The organism is Kitasatospora sp. MBT66, from assembly GCF_000710405.2.
Classification (GTDB): domain Bacteria; phylum Actinomycetota; class Actinomycetes; order Streptomycetales; family Streptomycetaceae; genus Kitasatospora; species Kitasatospora purpeofusca.
Genome location: NZ_JAIY01000011.1, coordinates 239226 through 260589 on the forward strand (window position 1 = coordinate 239226; position 21364 = coordinate 260589).

Below are 21364 nucleotides of genomic sequence, written 5' to 3' on the forward strand. Positions count from 1 at the left end.
GCTCGGCGCGGCGGCCGGATCCCGCCGCCGCAACGGCGCTCCGTGGACGTCGCAACGGTGCCGCGTGAACGGCACATTGAGGGCGTGTTGCGGCACCCCCCGAAGCAAAGAGACACCTTTTGGTGTCCATTGACAGCAGGCCGCTGACCTGGCCAGGATGAGTCCATGACCTCCACGCACCCCCTCCCGGTGCGCCGCTGGACGAGTCACCGACGCACCAGCAGCACCCACTGTTGTTGACCGCGTCCGGACCTGGCGGCCAAGACGCCGCCGAGCCCCGGCCCGCCCGGGCGAACCGCTCGTACGAACCCTGACCCCCGGCGCTTCGGGCCCTGAACCCGGCGCCCGGGCCCCGGGTTCCCGGCCGACCGGCCCTCTCCCCCGGCCGACCGCCACCCCCCTGCGTCTCCCACGCGCTCCCGGCCCTCGGCGCCGCCCGTCGGCCCGTCCGCGCCGCCCACCGTGCCTTCCCGGCGCCGCCTCCCCGCGCGCCGTCGCTCCACCCACCGCCCTGCCCCGATCCCGCGCTCCGGCCCGCGACCGTACCCGTTCCCGCGCCGTGCCCGCAGCCGGAACTGCCGCGCACCCTCCGAAAGGTGACTGACCGTCATGACCAGCTCCTCCAGCGACCGCCCGCTGCTCGGCAGACGTTCCCTGCTCGGCCTCGGCCTGGGCCTCGGCGCCTCGTTCGCCCTCGCCGCGTGCGGCGACCCCGGGCAGGCCGGGACGGGCGGGTCCACCGCCGGCGGCACCCTCAAGTGGGGCTGGGCGCTGCCGACTTCGTGGGACCCGGTGTTCTCCTCGGCGGGCTGGGACGTCCACTCCCTGTCGCTGGTCTACGCGGGCCTCACCAAGCTCGACGAACAGGGCACCGCCGTACCGGCCCTGGCCTCGGCCTGGAAGTTCAGCGCCGACGGCACCTCGGTCACCTTCACCCTGCGCCCCGGGCTGACCTTCTCCGACGGCACCCCGCTGGACGCCTCGGCTGTCAAGAAGAGCCTGGACCGCGGCCGCACCGAAGCCAAGTCCCTGGTCGCCCCGCAGCTCACCAGCGTCCGCGAGGTGTCCGCCCCCGACGCGCAGACCGTGCTGCTCGAACTCTCCCGGCCCGACTACCAGATACCCAACCTGCTGGCCGGCAAGACCGGCATGGTCGTCAACCCGAAGGCCTTCGAGTCGGACGCCGCCGGGCTGGCCACCCGCCCGGCCGGCGCCGGGCCGTTCACCCTCACCTCCTACACCCAGAACGCCAAGGCCGTGCTGCGGCGCAACCCCGCCTACTGGGACGCGACCGCCATCAAGCTGGAGAACTTCGAGCTCTATCCGCTGCCGGACGCCGCCACCGTGGTCGCCGGGCTCCAGTCCGGACAGTTCGACGTGGCCCAGATCCCGGGCAGCCAGGTCGCCGCGGCCAAGGCGGCGGGCCTGGAGGTCCAGGTGATCCCGTCCCTGGTGGTGGCGGTGCTGGACGTCAACATCGAGAAGACGCCGTTCGACAACCCCAAGGTGGTCGAGGCGCTCAAGTTCGCGATCGACCGGGAGGCCCTGCTCAAGACCCAGCTGTTCGGCTACGGCGAGGTCAACCACCAGCCGTTCCCCAAGGGTTACGTCGGTTACGACCCCGCCTCGGCCGACCTCTACCGGTACGACCCGGCGAAGGCGCGCGCGCTGCTCACCGAGGCCGGCCACCCCGACGGCGTCGACCTCACCCTGACCACCACGGCCGCGCAGGGACTGCCCGAGCAGCTCCAGGCGCAGCTGAAGGAGGTCGGCATCCGGGCCACCATCGACGTGGTCCCGGCGGCGCAGGCCACCCAGATCGTCTACATCCAGCACGCCAAGGCCCTGTTCACCGACCAGTTCGCGGGCCGCGACTCCGCCGCGCAGGCCTTCCAGGTGCTCTTCGGCGAGCAGGGCCTGATGAACCCGGGCCGGCGCACCCCGCCGGAGCTGGCCGCCGCCGTCGAGCAGGTCTCGCGCACCCCGCTGGACTCGCCGGAGTACCCGAAGGCGCTCCGGGCGGCGACCGCGCTCGCGGTGCGCACGATGCCCAACACCTTCCTCTACAGCGTCCCCCGGCTGCTGGCCCGGCGGAAGTCCGTCTCGCCGATCCCGGCCTTCACGGCGGTGCAGCGGTTCGAGGGGGTGACCGCGTCGTGAGCGCCGTCCTGCCCCGCGCGGGCGCCTGGCGCGCGGGGCCCCTCGCCCGCCGGGCGGCGCGCGCCCCGCGCCCGCTGGGGCGGGTGCTCGGGAGCACGGTCACCGTCTTCCTGCTCTCCTCGCTGCTCACCTTCGGCCTCGGCGCCGTCTCGGACGCCAACCCGGCCGCCGCCGTCCTCGGCGAGACCGCCACCGCGGCCGACATCGCCCGGCTGGACCACGAGTTCGGCCTGGACCGGCCGCTGGCCGCGCAGTACGGCGACTGGCTGCTCGACGCGGTCGGCGGCGACCTCGGGACCTCCTGGTTCACCACCGTGCCGGTCGCCGACTCGATCACCACCGCGCTCCCGGTCGACCTCTCCATCGCCGGCCTCGCCCTGCTGCTCGCCGTCCTCCTGGGCGGCGCGGCCGGTGTCGCGGCGGCACTGAGCAACGGCGGCCGGCTGGACCGCGCGGTCACCGCCGTCTGCACCCTCCTCGGCACCCTGCCCGCCTTCGTGATCGCGATCGGCCTGATCACCCTGGTCGCCGTCCAGCTGCGGCTGCTGCCCTCCGGCGGGTATGTGCCGTTCTCCCAACAGCCGGGCGAGTGGCTGCGGTTCGCCCTGCTGCCGGCCCTCGCCCTCAGCCTGGACGCCGCCGCCGGCATCGCCCGCCAACTGCGGACGTCGCTGGTCGCGGAGCTGCGCCGGAACTACGCGACCGGCGCCCTGATGCGCGGACTGTCCGGACGCCGGGTGCTGTTCGGCCACGCGCTGCGGAACGCGGCCGGTCCGGCCTTCACCGTGCTCGGCATGAGCGTGCCGGTGCTCATCGGCGGCGCCGTGGTCACCGAGCGGATCTTCAACCTGCCGGGGATCGCCCAACTCTCGCTCCGGGCGGCCGAGCAGCACGACGTGCCGGTGATCCAGGGCACCCTGCTGGTCACCGTCGCGGTGGTGCTCGTCGCCAATCTGGCCGTCGACGCCGTGCTGTTCGCCCTCAACCCGGTCGCCCGGCGCGGGCCTCGGCCGGAGGGGCGCGCGACGAAGCGGACCGGGCCGGCACTGGCTGTGGGAGGGAACAGGTGAACACGCTGCGCGCCTCGCTGCGGGTGCCCGTCGCCCGCGCGGCGCTGGCCGTCCTGGCCCTCGTCCTGCTGCTCGCCCTGCTCGGCGGACGGATCGCCCCGGCGGACCCGCTCGCCCAGGACACCGCCCACATCCTGGGCGGGCCCTCGGCGGACCACCTGCTGGGCACCGACTACCTGGGCCGCGACGTGCTGAGCCGACTGCTGGCCGGCACCGGGCTCTCCGTGCTCGCCGCCGTCGAGGCGGTGGCCGTCGCCGCCCTGCTCGGGGTCGTCCCCGGACTGCTGTCCGTACGGTTCGGCCCGGCCGGGTCCTGGCTGGCCCTGCGCGCCGTGGACTCCCTGATGACGCTGCCGTTCACGCTCTTCGCGATCGCCGCCGTCGGCCTGCTCGGCAACGGGCTGCACCAGGCGATGCTGGCGCTCGGCGTCCTGCTCGCGCCGCTGTTCTTCCGCGTCACCCGGGCCGCCGCGCTCGGCCTGGACCGCGCCCAGTACGTCGAGGCCGCCGAGCTGATGGGCGCCTCCCGGTCCTGGATCCTGCGGGTGCACATCTGGCGCAAGGTACTGCCGACCGTCGCCGTCACCACCGCGCACGCGCTGGCCACCGGTCTGCTCACGGTCTCCTCCCTCACCTTCCTAGGGATCGGCGTGCAGCCGCCCGCCCCGACCTGGGGCGGCATGCTCGCCAGCGACCTCGGCTTCCTCGCCCAGCAGCCGTGGGCGCCGATCCCGCCCGCTGTGCTGATCATGCTCACCGTCGGGGCGCTGAACCTGCTGGCCGACGTCCTCGCCGACAGCGACCGGACGGGCGCCGCTCCGGCCACCGCCCGCGCCCGCCGGGTCGCGGGGAGGCGTGCCGCGTCGGGTGGGCCGTCCGTGCAGGGCGGCCCGTCTGGGCAGAGCGGCCCGTCCGTGCGGGGCGTGCCGTCCGTGCAGGGCGTGCCGTCCGCGCCGGGCGCGGACTCGACCGGGCCCGCCCCGTCCGTGCCGGACCGGAAGGAGCACGACCATGTCCCCCACCCCGCCTGAGCCCGGTCCCGACCGTCCCGCGTCCGCCGATCGCGCCGCCGCCCTGCGGGTCGAGGGGCTGCACGTGACCGTCGGCCACGGCCGCACCGAGGCCGTCCGCGACGTCTCGTTCGACCTTCTCCCCGGCGAGGCCGTCGGACTGGTCGGCGAGTCCGGCAGCGGCAAGACGCTCACCTGCCGCTCGGTGCTCGGCCTGCCGGCACCCGGGGTCGCCGTCTCCGCCGGACGGATCGTCCTCGGCGGCACGGCGGACGACAGCGACGACAGCGACGACACGGATCTCGTCGGCCTGACCGACCGCCAGTGGCAGCAGGTGCGCGGCACCCGGATCGGCGCCGTCTTCCAGGACCCGGGCTCGTACCTCAACCCCAGCCTCACCGTCGGACGCCAGCTCGGCGAGCCACTGCGCCGGCGCGGACTCAGCCGGGCCCTGGCCCGCCGACGGGCGGTGGAACTCTTCGAGGCCGTCGGCCTGCACGACCCGGAGCGGGTCCACGACAGCTACCCGCACGAACTCTCCGGCGGCATGCTCCAGCGGGTCCTGATCGCGGTCGCGATCTCCGGCGACCCGCAGCTGCTGGTCGCCGACGAGGCCACCACCGCGCTGGACACGGTCGTCCAGGCCGAGGTGCTGGACCTGCTGGGCGGGCTGCGCGACCGGCACGGGCTGGCCCTGCTGCTGGTCAGCCACGACCTGGCGGTGGTCGCCGAGGTGTGCGACCGGGTCCTCGTGCTCTACGCGGGCGAGGTCGTCGAGGAGGGCCCGACCGCCGAGGTGGTCGCCGCCCCGGCCCACCCGTACACCGAGGCGCTGCTGCGGGTCGCCTCCCTGGGCCGCCGCGACCGCCGGGAGCTGGCCGTCATCCCCGGCCGGCCGCCCGAGCCCGGCACCGCCGGGGCCGGCTGCCGCTTCGCCCCGCGCTGCGAGTACGCCACCGCCGCCTGCGCCGAGCAGGCCGTCCCGCTCACGCCCGTCCCCGTCCCCGGGACCGACACGGACAGCGGGAGCGGCCCCCGGGCCGTGCGCTGCCTGCGCAGCGCCGAACTGACCCTCAGCGGCGTCCGCGAACGGACGGACGTCCCGGAACGAACGGAGGTCCCGGTATGAGCATCACCGCCATCGCCTCGGCGATCACGGACGGGCCGACGCCCGCCGTCGGCTCCCCCGCCCTGCGGATCGAGCGCCTGGAGGTCCGCTACGGCCGCACCACCGTGCTCGGCGGTGTCGACCTGGAGGCACGCTCCGGGGAGATCCTGGGCCTCATCGGCGAGACCGGATCCGGGAAGACGACGCTCGCCCGGGCCGTGGCCGGGCTCGCCCCCGTCACCGGCGGCCGGATCACGGTCGACGGCGCGGACCGCGCCACCCTGCGCGGCCGCTCGCTGCGGACGGCGCGGCGTTCCGGGACCGTCCAGTACATGTTCCAGGACCCGCTGCGCTCCCTCGACCCCGATCTGACGGTGGCCCGCCTCGTCGGCGAACCGCTCGCCGTGGCCGGCGTCCCCCGCGCCGAGCGCGGGCCGAGGGTGCGGGAGGCGCTCGACCGGGTAGGCCTGGACGCCGCGCTGGCCTCCCGCACCCCCGGCGCGCTGTCGGGCGGCCAGCGCCAGCGGGTCGCCCTGGCCCGGGCGATCGTCGGACGGCCCCGGCTGCTGCTGGCCGACGAACCGGTCAGCGCCCTGGACGCCTCCAACCGCAACCACGTGCTGCGCCTGCTGGACCGGCTCCGCCACGAACTGGGCCTGGCCGTCGTGGTGATCTCGCACGACCTCGACTCGCTGGCCGGGATCGCCGACCGGATCGCCGTGCTCTACCGGGGCCGGATCGTCGAGCAGGGCCCGGCGGAGGCGGTGCTGGACCGGCCGCTGCACCCGTACAGCGCGCTGCTGGCCGCCTCGGCACCGGGACCGGACCCCGCACGGCGGACGGTTCTGCGGCTGCTGCGGGCGCCGGCCGGGGCCGCCGTCCCGGGCGGGGGCTGCGGGTTCGCGCACCGGTGCCCGTTCGCGGACGCGGCCTGCGCGGCGGTCCCGGAGCTCGGGCCGGGCCTCGCGGTCCCCGCCACCGGTCCGGAGGCGCACGCCGCCGCCTGCCACCACAGCCCGGACTGGCGGGCCCGGCTCCACCCGGACAACGCCACCTCTCTTTCGGAGCAACCCCGATGACACCGGCACCGACCGCCCGACCCGCACCCCCGCCGACGGCCCCCGCCCGACCCGCTCTCCCACCGCCCGACCTCGACGGGCTGCCCGCCCTGACCGCCGCCCTCGCGGAGCGGGCCGCCGAGCACGACCGGGACGCCACCTTCCCCACCGGGGGCATCGCGCTCGTGCACCGGGCCGGTCTGCTCACCGCGACCGTCGCCGAACGGCACGGCGGCCCCGGCCGCGGGCTCGCCGACACCGTCCGGATCCTGCGCGCGCTCGGTGCGGGCGACCCGGCGGTCGCCCTGGTCACCGCGATGACCCTGTTCGTCCACGCTGCCGAGGCGCGCGAGGCCCACTGGCCGGCCGGTCCGCTGGCGCAGCTGCTCGCCGAGTCGGCCGAGCGTCCCACCCTGGTCAACCACGTCCGGGTGGAGCCGGAGCTCGGCACCCCCGTGCGGGGCGGGCTGCCGGCGACGGTGGCCGTACGGCGCGGCGACGAGTGGGAGCTGACCGGACGCAAGATCTTCTCCACCGGCGCGCCCGCGCTGCGCTGGCTGCTGGTGTGGGCCCGCACCGAGGAACCCGAACCCCGGGTCGGCTCGTTCCTGGTCCGCGGCGACCTGCCCGGCATCACCGTCGAGCCGACCTGGGACCACCTCGGCCTGCGGGCCAGCCGCAGCGACGACGTACTGCTGGACGCCGTACGAGTCCCGCTCGACCACACCGCACGCCTCGCCGCCCCCTCCCCGGAGGGCGGCCGGGACCAGGTCGGCGCCGCCTGGAACTCGCTCGGCCTGGCCGCCCTCTACCTGGGCGTCGCCCGTGCCGCGCAGTCCTGGCTCACCGCCTTCCTGCACGAGCGGACCCCGAGCGCCCTGGGCGCGCCCCTGGCCAGCCTGCCCCGCTTCCAGAGCGAACTCGGCCTGATCGACGTCGAACTCGGCGGCGCCGAGCGGCTGGTGGCCGCCCTGGCCGCGGCCGTCGACGCGGGCGAGCCGACGGCCGTCGACGAGGCGCCCGGGGCGAAGCTGCTCGGCACCCGCGCCGCCGTGGAATCCGTCCAGCGGGCCGTCGCCCTGGTCGGCAACCACGGCCTGACCCGGCACCACCCGCTCCAGCGGCACCTGCGCGACGTGCTGTGCGCCCGGGTGCACACCCCGCAGGACGACACCGTCCTGCTCGCCCGGGGCCGGGCCGCCCTGCACCGCCCGCCGGTCGCCTGACCGGCTCCCGCCTTCCCCTTCTCCACCGGGCCCGCCCCGCCCGCGACGCCCCTCCCGATCCTCCCGATCCCCCTCGTCAAGACCCTTGCCGAGCCCCTTGCCAAGAAAGGCAGACCACCATGCCCGTCGAGTTCATCGGCATGATCTCCACCCACGACGTCTCCGAGACCCGCCCCGCGCACGGCCCGGTGGTCGACCCCGACTACACCCGCCGGTTCGCCCGGGCCCACGAGGAGGCCGGCTTCGACCGCATCCTGATCGCCCACTCCTCGGCCAGCCCCGACCCCAACCAGGTCGCCGCGTTCGCCGCCGCGAACACCGAGCGGCTGGGCCTGCTGATCGCGCACCGCCCCGGCTTCATCGCGCCCACCGTCGCCGCCCGCACCTTCGCGACCCTGGACCAGTTCTCCGGCGGCCGGGTCGCCGTCCACATCATCACCGGCGGCCACGACGCCGAGCAGCGCCGCGACGGCGACTACCTCACCAAGGACGAGCGCTACGCCCGCACCGACGACTACCTGACCGTGCTCACCAAGGCCTGGACCGCCGAGGAGCCGTTCGACCACGAGGGCCCGTACTACCGCCTCGCCGACTTCAAGTCCGAGGTGCTGCCGGTCCAGCGGCCGCGCATCCCGCTGTTCTTCGGCGGCTCCTCCGAGGCCGCCTACCGGGTCGGCGGCAAGCACGCCGACACCTTCGCGCTGTGGGGCGAGCCGCTCGCCGAGACCGCCCAGCAGATCGCCTCCGTCCGCGCCGCCGCCACCGCCGCCGGGCGCACCGACGTCCAGGGCATCAGCGTGTCCTTCCGTCCGATCCTCGGCCGCACCGAGGAGGAGGCCTGGGAGCGCGCCCACCGCATCCTGGCCACCATCAAGGAGCGCAACGACGTCTTCGGCGGACGCCGCCCGATCCTGCCGACCGGCCCCGGGGCCGCGCCGCAGAACGTCGGCTCCCAGCGCCTGCTGGCCGCCGCCGCCAAGGGCGACCGGCACGACCGCGCGCTGTGGACGGCCCCGGCCGCGGCGACCGGCGCCGCCGGGAACTCGACCGCCCTGGTCGGCACGCCGGAGACGGTCGCCCAGGCGCTGCTGGACTACGTCGACCTCGGCGCGACCACGCTGCTGATCCGCGGCTACGACCCGCTGGACGATGCGCTCGACTACGGCAAGGAGCTCATCCCGCTGGTGCGCCAGGAGGTCGCCCGTCGGGACGCCCTGGCGGCGCGGGAATCCGACGCGGCTCGCGCATCCGAGGCCAGGCAGGCCGCCGTCGCGGTGTCCGGTGCGGCCCGATGACCACCACCGCCGCTTCCCCCGTGCCACTGACCGGGCCGTCCTCCGCCGTCTGGGAGCCCGCCGCCGAGGTCACCGTGCGCGGCACCGTCCTGCTGCTGCCCGGCCGGGGCGAGCACCCGGGTGTGTACGCCCGCTTCGGCCGGCGGCTGGCCTTCGACGGCTACCGCGTGGTCGTCCCGGGGGTGCCGGCCGCGGGGTCCGTCCCGCTGGACGGGGTGGACCTGGCCGGTCCGGTCGCCGAGGCCCGCGAAACCGCACCGCCCGGCGCTCCCGTGGTGCTGGCCGGCTCGGACACCGGCGCCCTGCTCGCGCTGGCCGCCGCCCGACAGGCCGCCCCCGACGGGCTGCTGCTCGTCGGCCTGCCCGTCACAGTGGCCGCGCCCGAAGCCTCGGACACCGCCGAGGCCTGGACGGACGAGCTCGGTGCCCGGACGTCCTGCCCGGCGCACCGGGGCCTGCTGGCCGCCGATCCGGACTTCCGGCCCGGCGCACTCGCCGAGGACGTCCCCGCCGACCTCGCCCGGGCGGCCGAGGAGGCGGCCGCCGACGGCGTGCCGGTCTTCGAGGTGCCGGTGCTCGTGGTGCACGGGTCCGCCGACCCGGTCTCGCCGCCCGCCACCGCGCGGCGGTTCGCCGAGCGCCTCGCCGCCGATCTCGTCCTGGTCGCCGACGGGCGGCACGACGCGCTCAACGACGCCGCCCACCGCAGCGTCGCCGCCGCCGTCGTCCAGTGGCTGGAACGCCTGCGGGGCGGCCCGCACCTGCCCGCCCAGATCGTCACCGCCGACGCGGGCGGACGCACCCCCGACCCGCACGCCCCGGAAGGAAACCCCGTATGACCACCCTCGACGAACGACCCGTCCTCGCCCAGCCGACCGCGCCTGCCCAGCCGTCCGCACTCACCCAGCCGTCCGCGCTCGCCGGAGCCCACGGCGCCGACCTGCTCCGCCGCGCCCTGCGCCGGCACGCGGCCGGCGTCACGGTGATCACCGCGGCCGGGCCCGCCGGCCCGGTCGGCTTCACCGCCACCTCGTTCACCTCGGTGAGCCTGGACCCCGCCCTGGTGTCCTTCTACCTGTCGACCACCGCCTCGGCCGCGCCAGCGGTACGGGAGGCCGAGGCCTTCACCGTGCACATCCTGCGCGACGACCAGCGGGAGCTCGCGAACCGCTTCGCCCGCAGCGGGATCGACCGCTTCGCCGGTACGGACTGGCACACCGGCCCGTACGGCACGCCCGTCCTCGCGGGCGCCGCCGCCCGGCTCACGGCCCGCCCGTTCCTGCTCCAGCCGGTCGGCGACCACCTGCTGGTCGTCGGCGAGGTCCTGGCCGTCGACACCACCGACCGCCCGCCGCTGGTCCACCACGACGGCGGCTACGGCGGGTTCACCCCGGTCCGGGAGGGCTGAGCCGCCATGACGCTGACCGCCCACTGGTTCCTGCCGACCACCGGGGACAGCCGGCACGTCGTCGGCGGCGGCCACGGCTCGACACCCGGCACCGCCGGCACCGACCGCCCGCCGAGCATCGCCTACCTCGGCCAGATCGCACGCAGTGCGGAACAGCTCGGCTTCACCGGGGCACTGACGCCGACCGGCGCCTGGTGCGAGGATGCCTGGCTGTCCACCGCGATGCTCACCCGGGAGACCGAGCGGCTGAAGTACCTGGTGGCCTTCCGGCCCGGTCAGCTCAGCCCGACGCTGGCCGCCCAGATGGCCACCAGCTACCAGAACCAGTCGGGCGGCCGGCTGCTGCTCAACGTCGTCACCGGCGGCGAGTCCGCCGAGCAGCGCGCGTACGGGGACTTCCTCGACAAGGCCGGCCGCTACGCCCGCACCGGGGAGTTCCTGTCCATCACCGGCCGGCTCTGGCGCGGCGAGCAGGTCGACCACCGCGGCGCCCACCTCAGGGTGGAGGCCGCCCGGCTGACCCGGCTGCCGGAACCGGTGCCCGAGGTGTACTTCGGCGGCTCCTCGCCGGAGGCCGCCGAGGTCGCCGCCCGGCACGCCGACGTCTACCTCACCTGGGGCGAGCCGCCCGCCATGGTCGCCGAGAAGATCCGGCACGTCCGCGAGCTCGCCGCCCGGCACGGCCGCACGCCGCGGTTCGGCATCCGGCTGCACGTCATCACCCGCGACACCGCGCAGGCCGCGTGGGCGGAGGCCGACCGCCTGCTCGCCGGCATGGACCCGGCGCGGATCGCCGAGACCCAGGCGGCGCTGGCCCGCAGCGAGTCCGAGGGCCAGCGGCGGATGCGCCTGCTGCACGGCGGCTCGACCGACCGGCTGGAGGTCTCGCCCAACCTGTGGGCCGGGATCGGCCTGGTGCGCGGCGGCGCGGGCACCGCCCTCGTCGGGGACCACCACGAGGTGGCCGACCGGATCGAGGAGTACCACCGGCTGGGCGTGGACGAGTTCATCCTCTCCGGCGCCCCGCACCTGGAGGAGGCGTACTGGGTCGGGGAGAACGTGCTGCCGATCCTGGCCGGGCGGGGGCTCTGGAAGCGCGAGGCCTGACGGGGGGTGGCCGGTCGGGGCGACGGGGTGTGTCCCCGTCGCCCCGACCGGCCCCTCCGCCCGACCGGCCCCTCCCCCAGGTCCTCGTCACCCCAGTCGCGCGTCGAACTCCAGCGCCCCGACGAGCTCGCCGACCCGGTGCTCCGGCAGGCCCCGGGAGACGAACCACGCGCCGACGTTGCGCACGTCCCGCTCCAGGAACGCCCGCCCGCGCGGATTCGCCACCACGTCCACGATCTGCGGCACATCGATGATCACCAGCCGCCCCTCGTGGACCAGGATGTTGTACGCCGACAGGTCCCCGTGCGCGTACCCGTCACCGGCCAGCAGCGACAGGCTCCGGCCGAGCTGCTCCCACAGGTCCTGGACGTCCACCTCCTCCGCCCTCAGCTGCGCGAGCCGGGGCGCGGCGGTGCCGCTCTCGTCGCCGACGAACTCCATCAGGATCTCCGTACCCGTGATCTGCACCGGGTAGGGGACGGCCACCCCGGCCGACCAGAGCCGGCACAGCGCGGTGAACTCGGCACCGGCCCACTGCGCGGCGATGGCCTCCTTGCCGAACGCCGTCCGCTTGGCCATCGCCCGGGCGATCCGGGACTCCTTGTGCCGACGCCCCTCCAAGTACCCGGAGTCGCGGTGGAACATCCGGTGCTGGGAGTCGCGGTAGCGCTTGGCCGCCATCAGCGTGCGGCGGTCCGTGCCCGGCACCCCGCGCTCCAGGAGGAACACGTCCGCCTCCTTGCCGGTCTTCACCAGCCCGAGTTCGGTGTCCACGGCCGCGAGTTCGGTCACCACCCAGGCAGGGCGCGGCTCGGGCCCCTTCTCGGTGGGGGTGGACTGGTCCCAGGTCGACCAGCGGTCGCCCCCGGCCGGGCCGCCGTCGGGGTTCTCGTCGTAGCTGTCGTAGCTGTCGTCGTTGTAGCTGACGTCGTCGTAGTTCTCGTGGTTCTCGTGCCCGCCGTCGAAGTCGGCGTACTCGTCACCGGCGACGGCATAGGCCCCGTGGTCGTCGAACCGGAACACGACCTCGGGCTCGTTGTCGTCGAACCGCTCGGACCGGCGGCCGCGACGGGGTGCGCCCTTGGCGCGGATACGGGAGAAGGAATCGGTGTCGGTGCTGGAAAAGCGCTCACGCACTGTGGTGGCTCCTGGGGAACAGCCCACCGATGCGCCAGTTGCGAGGCGTCGTCAGCCGGTGGGCGAAAGACGAGAGGAAGAGGCGTATGGCGCGCACACCAAGGCGCGCCGCGAGACGGCGGCGACCATCGAAACGCACCTCCTCTGCTTCTCCACGTCAGTCCCCACGCCACGGGCAGCCCCGCGGCGCGAACGAGTCAGAGCTTAGCGACTTCCAAGATCGGCGCAACCGAATTTCCCGCCCGCCCTCGCACTGCCCGTCCTCGCACTGCTCGCGGCCGCACTACCCGTGACCGCACGGCCGACATGCCACGCCCGGCCCAAGGTCACCGACCGTCGCGGCGCGGCACGCAAGAATGCGGGTCGTCGTACGAGCCCGGAGGGACGAACCATGGTCGGTGCCGCGCAGTTCCATGCCTGGGACGTCCGGGAGTCCGGACCGCCCGACGCCCCGCACCGGGTGCTGCTCCTGCCCGGCGGGATGTGCGGAACCGCCTTCTTCGCCGACATGACGGCCGCCGCCGCACTCTCCGACGCACCGATCCGCCTGATCGCGGCGACCGTCCCCGGCCACGCCGGCACGATCGCGCCCGTGGACGTGTCGATCGAGAACTACGCGGCGATCACCGGCACCTTCGCGGCCGAGCACGGCTGCACGGCCGTGGTGGGCCACAGCATCGGCGCCAACATCGCGCTGGAGATGGTGGCCGGCGGACACTTCTCCGGACCGGTGGTGCTGCTCTCCCCCACGTTCTCGCGGCCGGACGAGTCCAAGGCGCTCGCGGTCGCCACGGCACTCGGGCGGGTGCCGGGGCTGGGTGCCGTGGTCTGGCCGGTCATGCTGTGGCTGACGCCGAAGGTCCTGTCCGAGGGCTTCCCGGAACGGCGCCGGGAGGAACTCGTCGCCGATCTGAAGCGGAACTCCCCGGCGTTCTGCAACCGCGCCATCGCCGAGTACTTCGCCTACCTGGACCGCCACGGCCAACTGGTGCCCCGGCTGTGCGAGTCCGGTGCCCGCGCCTGGGTGGTGCGCGGCGACCGGGACGAAGTGGGGCTCACCGACACCGAGCGCGCCGCCCTCGAAGCCTGCCCCTCCGTCACCCTGGTGGAGGTCCCCGACAGCGGGCACATGGTGATGGTGGAGCAGCCCGAGGCGGTGGCCCGCCTGGTCGCCGACGTCGTCCTCGACCGCGGCTGAGGCCGTTATTTCGGTGCGGACCGAAACCTCGACACCATAGGTTCTCCCGCATGAGCATCTCAGCGGCGGGCGTGGTCCCGAGGGACGGCAAGGCACTGGCGGCGGCCTCGACGGCGGTGGTGCTGTGGGCATCCGCGTTCGTGGCGATCCGGAGCGCGAGCGAGCACTTCGGGCCCGGATCGCTGGCCCTCGGCCGCCTGCTGGTGGGAACGGTCGCCCTGCTCGGCCTGCTGGCCTACCGCCGGGAGGGCCTGCCCCCACGAGCCGCCTGGCCCGGCATCGCCGTCTCGGGCCTGCTCTGGTTCGGCCTCTACATGGTCGCCCTGAACTGGGGCGAGAAGGAGGTCGACGCGGGCACGGCGGCGATGCTGGTCGGCATCGGACCCGTCCTGATCGCCCTGCTGGGCGGCTGGCTGCTGCGCGAGGGCCTCCCGTCCAAGCTGCTCGCCGGGATGGCCGTCTCCCTGACCGGCGTGGTCGTGGTGGGCCTCTCCATGTCGGGCGGCGACAGCAGTTCACTGCTCGGCATCGGCCTGTGCGTGCTCGCGGCCGTGACCTACGCGGCGGGCGTGGTGGCCCAGAAGCCGGCCCTGCGCCACGGCACCGCGCTCCAGGTGACGACCTTCGGCTGCCTGATCGGCGCGGTCGCCTGCCTGCCCTTCACCCCCCAGCTGCTGTCGGACCTCTCCGCCGCACCCGTGTCCGCCACCCTCAACGTCGTCTACCTCGGCCTGTTCCCCACCGCCCTGGCCTTCACCGCCTGGGCCTACGCGCTCTCCCGCACCACCGCCGCCCGCATGGGCGCCACCACCTACTCCGTCCCCGCCCTCGTCGTCGCCATGGCCTGGCTCCTCCTCGGCGAAACCCCAGCCCTGTTGACCCTGGCCGGCGGCGCCCTCTGCCTGGCCGGCGTCGCCGTCACCCGCCGCACCTGACCGGGCCTCCCGCTCTAGAGAGGCACCGCGGTTTCGAGGTCGATCTCGTCCCCCGCCGAGTCGAACGCGCTCATGCGCCCCACAAGACCCGGCGAGACCGAGACATAGTCCGCCCGGTGCTCCACACCACCGGGATGGGTCGCCGGCCCCTCGAACACGATGACCAGACCCTCCCCCGGCTGGATCTCGTAGACCGCCCCCATCGGCTCGAAGACCACGGCCAGGTACCCGGCGGAGTCCGCCGTCAGCACCACCCGCTCCTTCACCCACGAAGCTTCCCGGGCCCGCTGCTTGTCACGGCGCCGACGGCGAATCCAAGAGATCATGCCGCGATGATGCGCCACTGATCCCCTCCCGCCAATCCGCACCCCCCTGCCTGCGAGGGCCGCTACGCCTTCGGATCCCGTCTCTTCTTCTTCCTGACCGGGACCCTCGCCGCCGTCTGCGCAACGGCAAGGGTGTAGCTCACCGTGTCAGCACTGAACGCCGGAGGCTCAGCATCGGTCCAGGAGTGGAAATACGACTCCACGCATCGCCTGAGCAACTCCGGCCGCGGCGGTCCGGCCACCTCGAAGTCGACACCGTCACCCTTCCCACCCACGACAAAAAGCCGCAAGGGCTTCCCTTCCGCGTCGAACGCTTCCCTGATGTCGCTCAGAAAGTCCGGCTCGGACGCCTGCCGGACCTCATCACTCCCGGCACAGGGGATCAACCAGTCGTCATCGTCCACCAGGATGCACGGGTACACCACCTGCTCGACCGTGGCACTCCGGTCCACTATCGGCCTACTTCGGAGCATTGCTCTCTGCGCTGAACTTCACTGCCGCCCACCACAAGGACGCTATGCCGCAAGCGGGCGCAGCGTTACCTCCCAGGCCCGGAACTTCAGCCGGAGCGACGAGGACTGGACCTCGAACACCGGCGGCAGCTCGGCGCCGTACTCGTAGTAGGTGATCGAGTCGATCCCGTCCGGATCGACCTCGGGCTCACCGCGCCAACCGTCGGAACTCACGACGGTCTGCTGCATGACGAGCTCACCGACATCGTGGAACTCCAAGGCGAAACGCCCACGCCTCGGGTGCCCGAACTCCAGCCGCAGCACCGCCTTCGGGTGGCCGGCCAGGGTGACCCCAAGCAGACCGAAGTCATTGTGGAGATCGAGGAAATCGCCCTCCGGGAGATCGAGATCGGAGTAGTCGCCCGGAGCTTCCCACGGCTTCACCCCACTGAATCGAGCCTTCATCTTTCCTCTCTTCTTCAGAACCCCTGGAACTCTTCACCATGACACAGTGCGACCGTGGCCCTGGAACCCGTCCTCGCATTACCGCGAGAATGACTGGGTGTCAGCCTCGCCTGTTCTCCTCGACGCCCGGCACATTCGAGACCCGTCGACCAACTCGATGGCTTCACGCTCGTCGCCGCACCTCGCGCCCTCAGGCCACGCGCGTCCTGACTCGCCCTCGACTAAGGCTCCTGCAGAGCCAGGTTCACACCGATTTGCAAACAAATAATCTACTATGCAAAAGGGATCCCTCGGGACTGGATGACCCGAGGGACCCCAGGGGCATTGCATGTTCGCGATCGGTCCGGTTCGCCGGTCTTGTGATGTGATGTCATGTCTCGTTCTGGGGATGGTTGCTCCCCGGAACGCAGTGCAGGCACCGTGCCGGTGATCATGTGGTTGTCGAGACCCATGAGAACCGAGCGAGACCGTGCCTGCCCGAACATCATCGCCCATGCCCGCCGGGCTGGGACACCTGACCCTCCAGAATCGCGCTGTCACCCGACAGGATGCCGCTGACCTGCGGCGCTTCCTGATCTGGGTGCCCGACCCACGCAGTCGGCGGGGGCGGCGGTATCCGATGCTCCCCCTATCCCGGCGCCCGCCAGGCGATCCAGATCGTCCGATGGCGCCGCGACCGCTCGACCGGGAAGCTCACCATCGAACGGGTCTACCTGATCACTGGCCTGGACACCTACGACGCCACCGCCGTCCAGCTCGCCACCTGGATCAGGGGCCACTGGGGCATCGAGAACCTCCTGCACCACGTCCGAGACCGGACCTTCCGCGAGGACGACTCCAAAGTCCGCACCGGCCACCTGCCCCGCACCATGGCCGGCCTGCGCAACCTCGCCATCGGCATCTTCCACCAGATCGGCCACACCAACATCGCCGCTGCCCTCCGCCACACCGGCCGCGACCACACCCGACCCCTGCGAATCCTCGGCCTCACGTGATCAATCCGGACAGACCGCAACCATGCAATGCCCCTGAGATACATACGGCGTTCCCTCAGCGGCCATTCATGATCCCTAAGCTCGCGCCTCGTGAAGAACGTGAAGAGGACGATCGTGTTGCTCGCCTTGATAATGAGCTACTTCCCGCTGACCCCGACGGCGTTCGCGGCGGCCAAGTCGCCCGCGCAGGTAGCCGAGGACTGCGCCGACCCGAGGCCCACGCAGGCCGGGGACATCATCTACTGGGACCCCGAGTGCTACCTCACCTTCAAAAGCAGCAAGCAGGTATGGGGCGAGGCCACCATGCCCGACAAGCTCGGCAGTGGGAAGAGCCCCATCGCCTACGGCTGCACCAGTAGCGGCAGCGTGAGCGTCGCCGGAACCAAGAGCTCCTCCACCAGCTTCTCCTTCGGCCTCGACATCGGCGGGAAGAAGAAGTTCGGTGACTGGGAGGCCTCCGTCGGGCCCAAGCTCGGTTGGAGCTGGACCTGGAGCACCAGCGACACCCACACGCACACCGCCACGGTCCCCCTGGGCAGCGTCGGCTGGATCGAGGTCAGGGAGCCGCTGATCGAGGCGGTCGTCGACATCGATGCCCGCTACGACGGCAACAAGAACGAGCTCGTCAAGAACGCGGTCGTCCGGGTGCCGGACACCAGCCGGTCCTTCGCCTGGTTGTATCAGAGCCGCAAGATGACCGACACGGAGCTGAGGGACATCTGCGGGCAGGACCCGCCGACCACCAAGACCTACGACATGTGGTCGGCCGGCGGCAAGGCTCCCTACAAGAACCTGCTGAGCGGCAAGTGCCTGGCCATCGGCCCCACCGTCCCCAACGGCGGGCTCGTGGTGCAGCGCACCTGCGACGGCGGGGCCGCGCAGAAATGGAACGCCGTCAAGGCGAGCAACGGCTATTTCACCATCCGCAACAACAACGGCTACTGCCTCACAGTCCCCTACAACAACGGCACCCCGCCCGGCCAGAACACCCAGCTCATGTGGTGGGGCTGCGAGACCCGCTGGGACTCGGGCAACCAGCTCTGGTCGGTCAACCCGACCAAGATCAGCGGTACCTACACCTTCGCCAACCAGTGGACGGGGCTCTGTCTCGCGCCGCACTCCAGTGAGATGACCAAGAACGGTGGCCGGGTGACCATCCGCAAGTGCGTGTAGCGGGATCGGTTGACCCCTCCTATGGAGTCCTCTGCGGAGTGGAGAAGACTCCGTAGGAGGGGCCCTATGGACTCTTCTGCAGGAGCGAACCGGACTCCACTGGAGTCTATTCCGAAGCGGACTCCAGTGGAGTGGAGTCCGCAAGCGTCCAGAGCGTCGCCGTCCAGCCGCTGGAGCAGGCGCCGGACGGTCGCCGGGTGAGGGACGGGATGGACACCGGTGAGCGGCTCGGCCGGGAAGTCGAGGACCTCCAGGGCCGACTGCGGGGCGTCCGTTGTCCACTCCCCGATCGCGATGAGGGAACGGGCACCGGCCAGCACGGCCGAAGCTGCCGCGCACAACAGGGGGAGCATCGGATACCGCCGCCCCCGCCGACTGCGTGGGTCGGGCACCCAGATCAGGAAGCGCCGCAGGTCAGCGGCATCCTGTCGGGTGACAGCGCGATTCTGGAGGGTCAGGTGTCCCAGCCCGGCGGGCATGGGCGATGATGTTCGGGCAGGCACGGTCTCGCTCGGTTCTCATGGGTGTCGACAACCACATGATCACCGGCACCGTGCCTGCACTGCGTTCCGGGGAACAACCATCCCCAGAACGAGACATAACATCACATCACAAGACCGGCGAACCGGACCGATCGCGAACATGCAATGCCCCTGCCTCCCGGCCCGCTCGTACGGACGAACACGAGCGCATGGCGGGTGCTTGTGACACAGCGTGACCCCAACCCGACCGTGGCCATCAGCACCCGGCCACAGAGCCTCGACCGCGCGTCACTCCGGGCGGCGGGCGGTCTCCTGGGCGGCGGGGACCACCGTGACGTTGAGGTGCTTCATGATCGGCTGGTCGCTCTGGGTGGAGTAGTCGCCGATCGCGCACAGGACGTTCATCTCCGGCATGTAGCCGGCCGCGCAGCCTCGGGGCAGGTCGTGGGGGACGGCGAGGTAGCCGTGCAGGGAGCGGGTGGAGCCGTCGCGGGCGGTGGCGGTGATGTCGACCGGGTCGAACTCGGCGAGGTGGCGTGCGCGCATGTCGTCGGGGTTCATGAAAATGAGCGTGCGCAGGTTCTTGACGCCGCGGTAGCGGTCGTTGTCGGAGTAGATGGTGGTGTTCCACTGGTCGTGCGAGCGCATGGTGCCGAGCACCAGCGTGCCGGGCGTGGGCAGGACGTCGGGGAGCGGGGCGGTGGAGAACTCGGCGAGGCCGGACGGGGTGAGGAAGACGAGTTCGCGGGCGGGCTGCTTGATCCGGAAGCCGAGCGGGAGCCGCACCCGCCGGTTGAAGTCCTCGAAGCCGTCCAGGACCTCGGCCATGGTGTCGCGGATCCGGTCGTAGTCCTCCACGTACCACTCCCACGGGGTGGCGCTGTCCGGCAGCGCGGCCCGGGCGAGGCCGGCGATGACGGCCGGCTCGGAGAGCAGGTGGCGGGAGGCCGGCTTCTTCTTCATCCCGACGGAGAGGTGGACCATGCTCATGGAGTCCTCCACCGAGGTGGCCTGGAGGCCGCCGCGCTGGTGGTCCTGCTCGGTGCGACCCAGGCACGGCAGGATCAGCGCCCGCCGTCCGTGCACCAGGTGGCTGCGGTTCAGCTTGGTGGAGACGTGGACCGTCAGCTCGCAGCGGCGCAGCGCGCGGTAGGTGTAGTCGGTGTCGGGTGCGGCGAGGGCGAAGTTGCCGCCCATGCCGACGAAGACCTTCACCTCGCCGCGGGCCATCGCCTCGATGGTCGCGACCGTGTCCTTGCCGTGCTCGCGCGGCGCGTCGATGCCGCAGACGGCGGAGAGGCGGTCCAGGAACCCGGGCGCGGGCCGGTGGTCGATGCCGCAGGTGCGGTTGCCCTGGACGTTGGAGTGCCCGCGGACCGGCGACGGGCCGGCGCCCTCGCGGCCGATGTTGCCCCGCAGCAGCAGGACGTTGACGATCTCCCGGATCGCGTCGACACCGTGCTCGTGCTGGGTGACGCCGAGGCACCAGGAGAAGATGGACCGGTCCGCCTCCCGGTAGATCCGGGCGGCGTGCAGGATCTGCTCGCGGCTCAGGCCGCTCTGCCGCTCCAACTCCTCCCAGGGCGTCCGCTCGCACAGGTCGCGGTAGGCGGCGAAGCCGGTGGTGTGCCGGTCGACGAACTGCTGGTCCAGCGCTTTCGGGTCCTGCGCGGACTGCTCCAGGACGGCCTTGGCGATGCCGCGCAGCAGGGCCATGTCGCCGCCGATGCGGACCTGGAGGTTGAGGGTGCTGGTCGGCGTCGCCTTGAACAGGGCCATGTCGAGGAACTCGTGCGGCACGATGGTGCGGGTCGCGGCCGCCTCCACCAGCGGGTTGACGTGCACGATCCGCGCGCCGCGACGGGTCGCGTCGGCCAGCGCGGTGAGCATCCGGGGCGCGTTGGACGCGGCGTTGACGCCCAGGATGAACAGCGCGTCCGCCGCCTCCCAGTCCTTGAGGTCGGCGGTGCCCTTGCCGGTGCCGAGGGCGGCCTGCAGGGCCCGGCCGGATGCCTCGTGGCACATGTTCGAGCAGTCGGGGAGGTTGTTGGTGCCGAGCTCGCGGGCCATCAGCTGGTACAGGAAGGTGGCCTCGTTGCCGAGCCGCCCCGAGGTGTAGAACGCGGCCCGGTTCGGGTCGTCCAGGGCGCGTACGCTCTCCCCGAACAGGTCGAAGGCGTGCTGCCAGTCGATCGGCACGTACCGGTCCGTGGCCTCGTCGTACACCATCGGCTCGGTGAGGCGGCCCTGGTCCTCCAGCGCGAAGTCGCTCCACTCCGACAGTTCGGTGACGGTGTGCGCGGCGAAGAACTCCCGGCCGACCCGCTTGCGGGTCATCTCCCAGGTGACGTGCTTGATGCCGTTCTCGCAGATGTCCAGGTGCAGGCCCTTGGTGTCGTCCGGCCAGGCGCAGCCCGGGCAGTCGAAGCCGCCGTTCTCGTGGTTCATCCGCAGGATCGCCCGCGGGCCGTCCAGCAGGGTCCGCTCACGGACCAGGAACTCCGTCACGCTCCGTGCCGCGCCCCAGCCCGCCGCCGGATGGTGGTAGGGCGCGGCCTCCGGCCGCCGCGACGGCTCCGCACCGACACTCGGTTCCCGCTCCGCCGCCGGGTCGGCGCCGTCCTGGCCGGACCCCCGGTCGTCAGCAGCGTTCACGGCACTCACCTTCCGCAGTCGGACATCGAACGGCGGGCGGCGGGCGGCGGGCGACGGACGCCGCCGGTTATGGCGTCCGGTCGGGGGCCCACGGCCTTCCGCCC

20 protein-coding genes and 1 pseudogene are annotated in these 21364 nt (G+C 72.9%); 15 read left to right on the plus strand and 6 right to left on the minus strand.

Annotation, left to right across the window (positions count from 1 at the left end; translation table 11 throughout):
* The first annotated feature begins 609 nt into the window (after positions 1–609).
* From BI06_RS31855 to BI06_RS31900, 10 genes are all read left to right on the plus strand, one after another.
* Complete coding sequence (locus BI06_RS31855; protein WP_043474004.1) at positions 610–2160, plus strand: ABC transporter substrate-binding protein; 1551 nt, start codon at positions 610–612, stop codon at positions 2158–2160.
* On the plus strand, positions 2157–3230 hold the full coding sequence (locus tag BI06_RS31860; protein ID WP_043474007.1) for an ABC transporter permease: 1074 nt from the start codon (positions 2157–2159) through the stop codon (positions 3228–3230). Before BI06_RS31855 ends, BI06_RS31860 begins: the two co-directional genes overlap by 4 nt.
* Entirely contained in the window at positions 3227–4261 is a 1035-nt protein-coding gene (locus BI06_RS31865) for an ABC transporter permease (protein WP_043474008.1), read from the plus strand. Before BI06_RS31860 ends, BI06_RS31865 begins: the two co-directional genes overlap by 4 nt.
* Positions 4242–5369 carry an ABC transporter ATP-binding protein gene (locus BI06_RS31870; protein ID WP_051742362.1) on the plus strand — a complete coding sequence of 376 codons (1128 nt, stop codon included), beginning with the start codon at positions 4242–4244 and terminating at the stop codon, positions 5367–5369. The genes BI06_RS31865 and BI06_RS31870 overlap by 20 nt, the downstream gene beginning before the upstream one ends.
* Entirely contained in the window at positions 5366–6427 is a 1062-nt protein-coding gene (locus BI06_RS31875) for an ABC transporter ATP-binding protein (protein WP_082558820.1), read from the plus strand. Before BI06_RS31870 ends, BI06_RS31875 begins: the two co-directional genes overlap by 4 nt.
* Positions 6424–7632 (plus strand): acyl-CoA dehydrogenase family protein, encoded by a 1209-nt coding sequence (locus BI06_RS31880; RefSeq protein WP_043474010.1) that lies wholly within the window; start codon positions 6424–6426, stop codon positions 7630–7632. Before BI06_RS31875 ends, BI06_RS31880 begins: the two co-directional genes overlap by 4 nt.
* 119 nt (positions 7633–7751) lie before the next feature.
* A complete protein-coding gene (locus BI06_RS31885) occupies positions 7752–8927 on the plus strand; it encodes an LLM class flavin-dependent oxidoreductase (protein WP_043474014.1) in 1176 nt (391 codons plus the stop codon).
* On the plus strand, positions 8924–9766 hold the full coding sequence (locus BI06_RS31890) for an alpha/beta hydrolase (RefSeq protein WP_051742364.1): 843 nt from the start codon (positions 8924–8926) through the stop codon (positions 9764–9766). Before BI06_RS31885 ends, BI06_RS31890 begins: the two co-directional genes overlap by 4 nt.
* Positions 9763–10335 carry a flavin reductase family protein gene (locus BI06_RS31895; protein ID WP_043474016.1) on the plus strand — a complete coding sequence of 191 codons (573 nt, stop codon included), beginning with the start codon at positions 9763–9765 and terminating at the stop codon, positions 10333–10335. Before BI06_RS31890 ends, BI06_RS31895 begins: the two co-directional genes overlap by 4 nt.
* A 6-nt stretch (positions 10336–10341) precedes the next feature.
* On the plus strand, positions 10342–11442 hold the full coding sequence (locus BI06_RS31900) for an LLM class flavin-dependent oxidoreductase (protein ID WP_043474017.1): 1101 nt from the start codon (positions 10342–10344) through the stop codon (positions 11440–11442).
* Between the two features lie 87 nt (positions 11443–11529).
* Here BI06_RS31900 and BI06_RS31905 read toward each other — a convergent pair whose 3' ends face one another.
* On the minus strand, positions 11530–12579 hold the full coding sequence (locus BI06_RS31905) for a serine protein kinase RIO (protein ID WP_051742366.1): 1050 nt from the start codon (positions 12577–12579) through the stop codon (positions 11530–11532).
* Positions 12580–12970: 391 nt separating this feature from the next.
* On the opposite strand from BI06_RS31905, the gene BI06_RS31910 reads away from it, so the two are divergent.
* Positions 12971–13777, plus strand: coding sequence for an alpha/beta fold hydrolase (locus BI06_RS31910; protein ID WP_043474018.1), 807 nt, complete (start codon positions 12971–12973; stop codon positions 13775–13777).
* Positions 13778–13827: 50 nt separating this feature from the next.
* Positions 13828–14712 (plus strand): DMT family transporter, encoded by an 885-nt coding sequence (locus BI06_RS31915; RefSeq protein WP_030397258.1) that lies wholly within the window; start codon positions 13828–13830, stop codon positions 14710–14712.
* Positions 14713–14726: 14 nt separating this feature from the next.
* Here BI06_RS31915 and BI06_RS31920 read toward each other — a convergent pair whose 3' ends face one another.
* The 3 genes from BI06_RS31920 to BI06_RS31930 all read right to left on the minus strand — a co-directional run bounded on the left by BI06_RS31920 (position 14727) and on the right by BI06_RS31930 (position 15955).
* Positions 14727–15038, minus strand: coding sequence for a hypothetical protein (locus BI06_RS31920; protein ID WP_149030545.1), 312 nt, complete (start codon positions 15036–15038; stop codon positions 14727–14729).
* A 62-nt stretch (positions 15039–15100) separates the two neighbouring features.
* The gene (locus tag BI06_RS31925) at positions 15101–15490 is read right to left on the minus strand and encodes a hypothetical protein (RefSeq protein WP_043474022.1); all 390 of its coding nucleotides are present in this window, start codon (positions 15488–15490) and stop codon (positions 15101–15103) included.
* A 63-nt stretch (positions 15491–15553) separates the two neighbouring features.
* On the minus strand, positions 15554–15955 hold the full coding sequence (locus BI06_RS31930) for a hypothetical protein (RefSeq protein ID WP_149030547.1): 402 nt from the start codon (positions 15953–15955) through the stop codon (positions 15554–15556).
* 716 nt (positions 15956–16671) lie between these two features.
* On the opposite strand from BI06_RS31930, the pseudogene BI06_RS54035 reads away from it, so the two are divergent.
* The 3 genes and pseudogenes from BI06_RS54035 to BI06_RS31940 all read left to right on the plus strand — a co-directional run.
* Positions 16672–16791: pseudogene (locus BI06_RS54035) on the plus strand (ISAs1 family transposase); the annotation flags it as partial.
* A 33-nt stretch (positions 16792–16824) separates the two neighbouring features.
* Complete coding sequence (locus BI06_RS54840) at positions 16825–16950, plus strand: hypothetical protein (protein ID WP_043474024.1); 126 nt, start codon at positions 16825–16827, stop codon at positions 16948–16950.
* 90 nt (positions 16951–17040) lie between these two features.
* Entirely contained in the window at positions 17041–18123 is a 1083-nt protein-coding gene (locus BI06_RS31940; protein WP_149030548.1) for an RICIN domain-containing protein, read from the plus strand.
* Here the strand turns inward: BI06_RS31940 and BI06_RS47005 are convergent.
* Together BI06_RS47005 and BI06_RS31950 are read right to left on the minus strand one after the other, a co-directional pair.
* The gene (locus BI06_RS47005) at positions 18024–18602 is read right to left on the minus strand and encodes a transposase family protein (protein ID WP_082558821.1); all 579 of its coding nucleotides are present in this window, start codon (positions 18600–18602) and stop codon (positions 18024–18026) included. The two genes, BI06_RS31940 and BI06_RS47005, sit on opposite strands and share 100 nt — an antisense overlap.
* Positions 18603–18893: 291 nt before the next feature.
* A complete protein-coding gene (locus BI06_RS31950; protein WP_043474030.1) occupies positions 18894–21260 on the minus strand; it encodes an FdhF/YdeP family oxidoreductase in 2367 nt (788 codons plus the stop codon).
* Between the last annotated feature and the right edge of the window lie 104 nt (positions 21261–21364).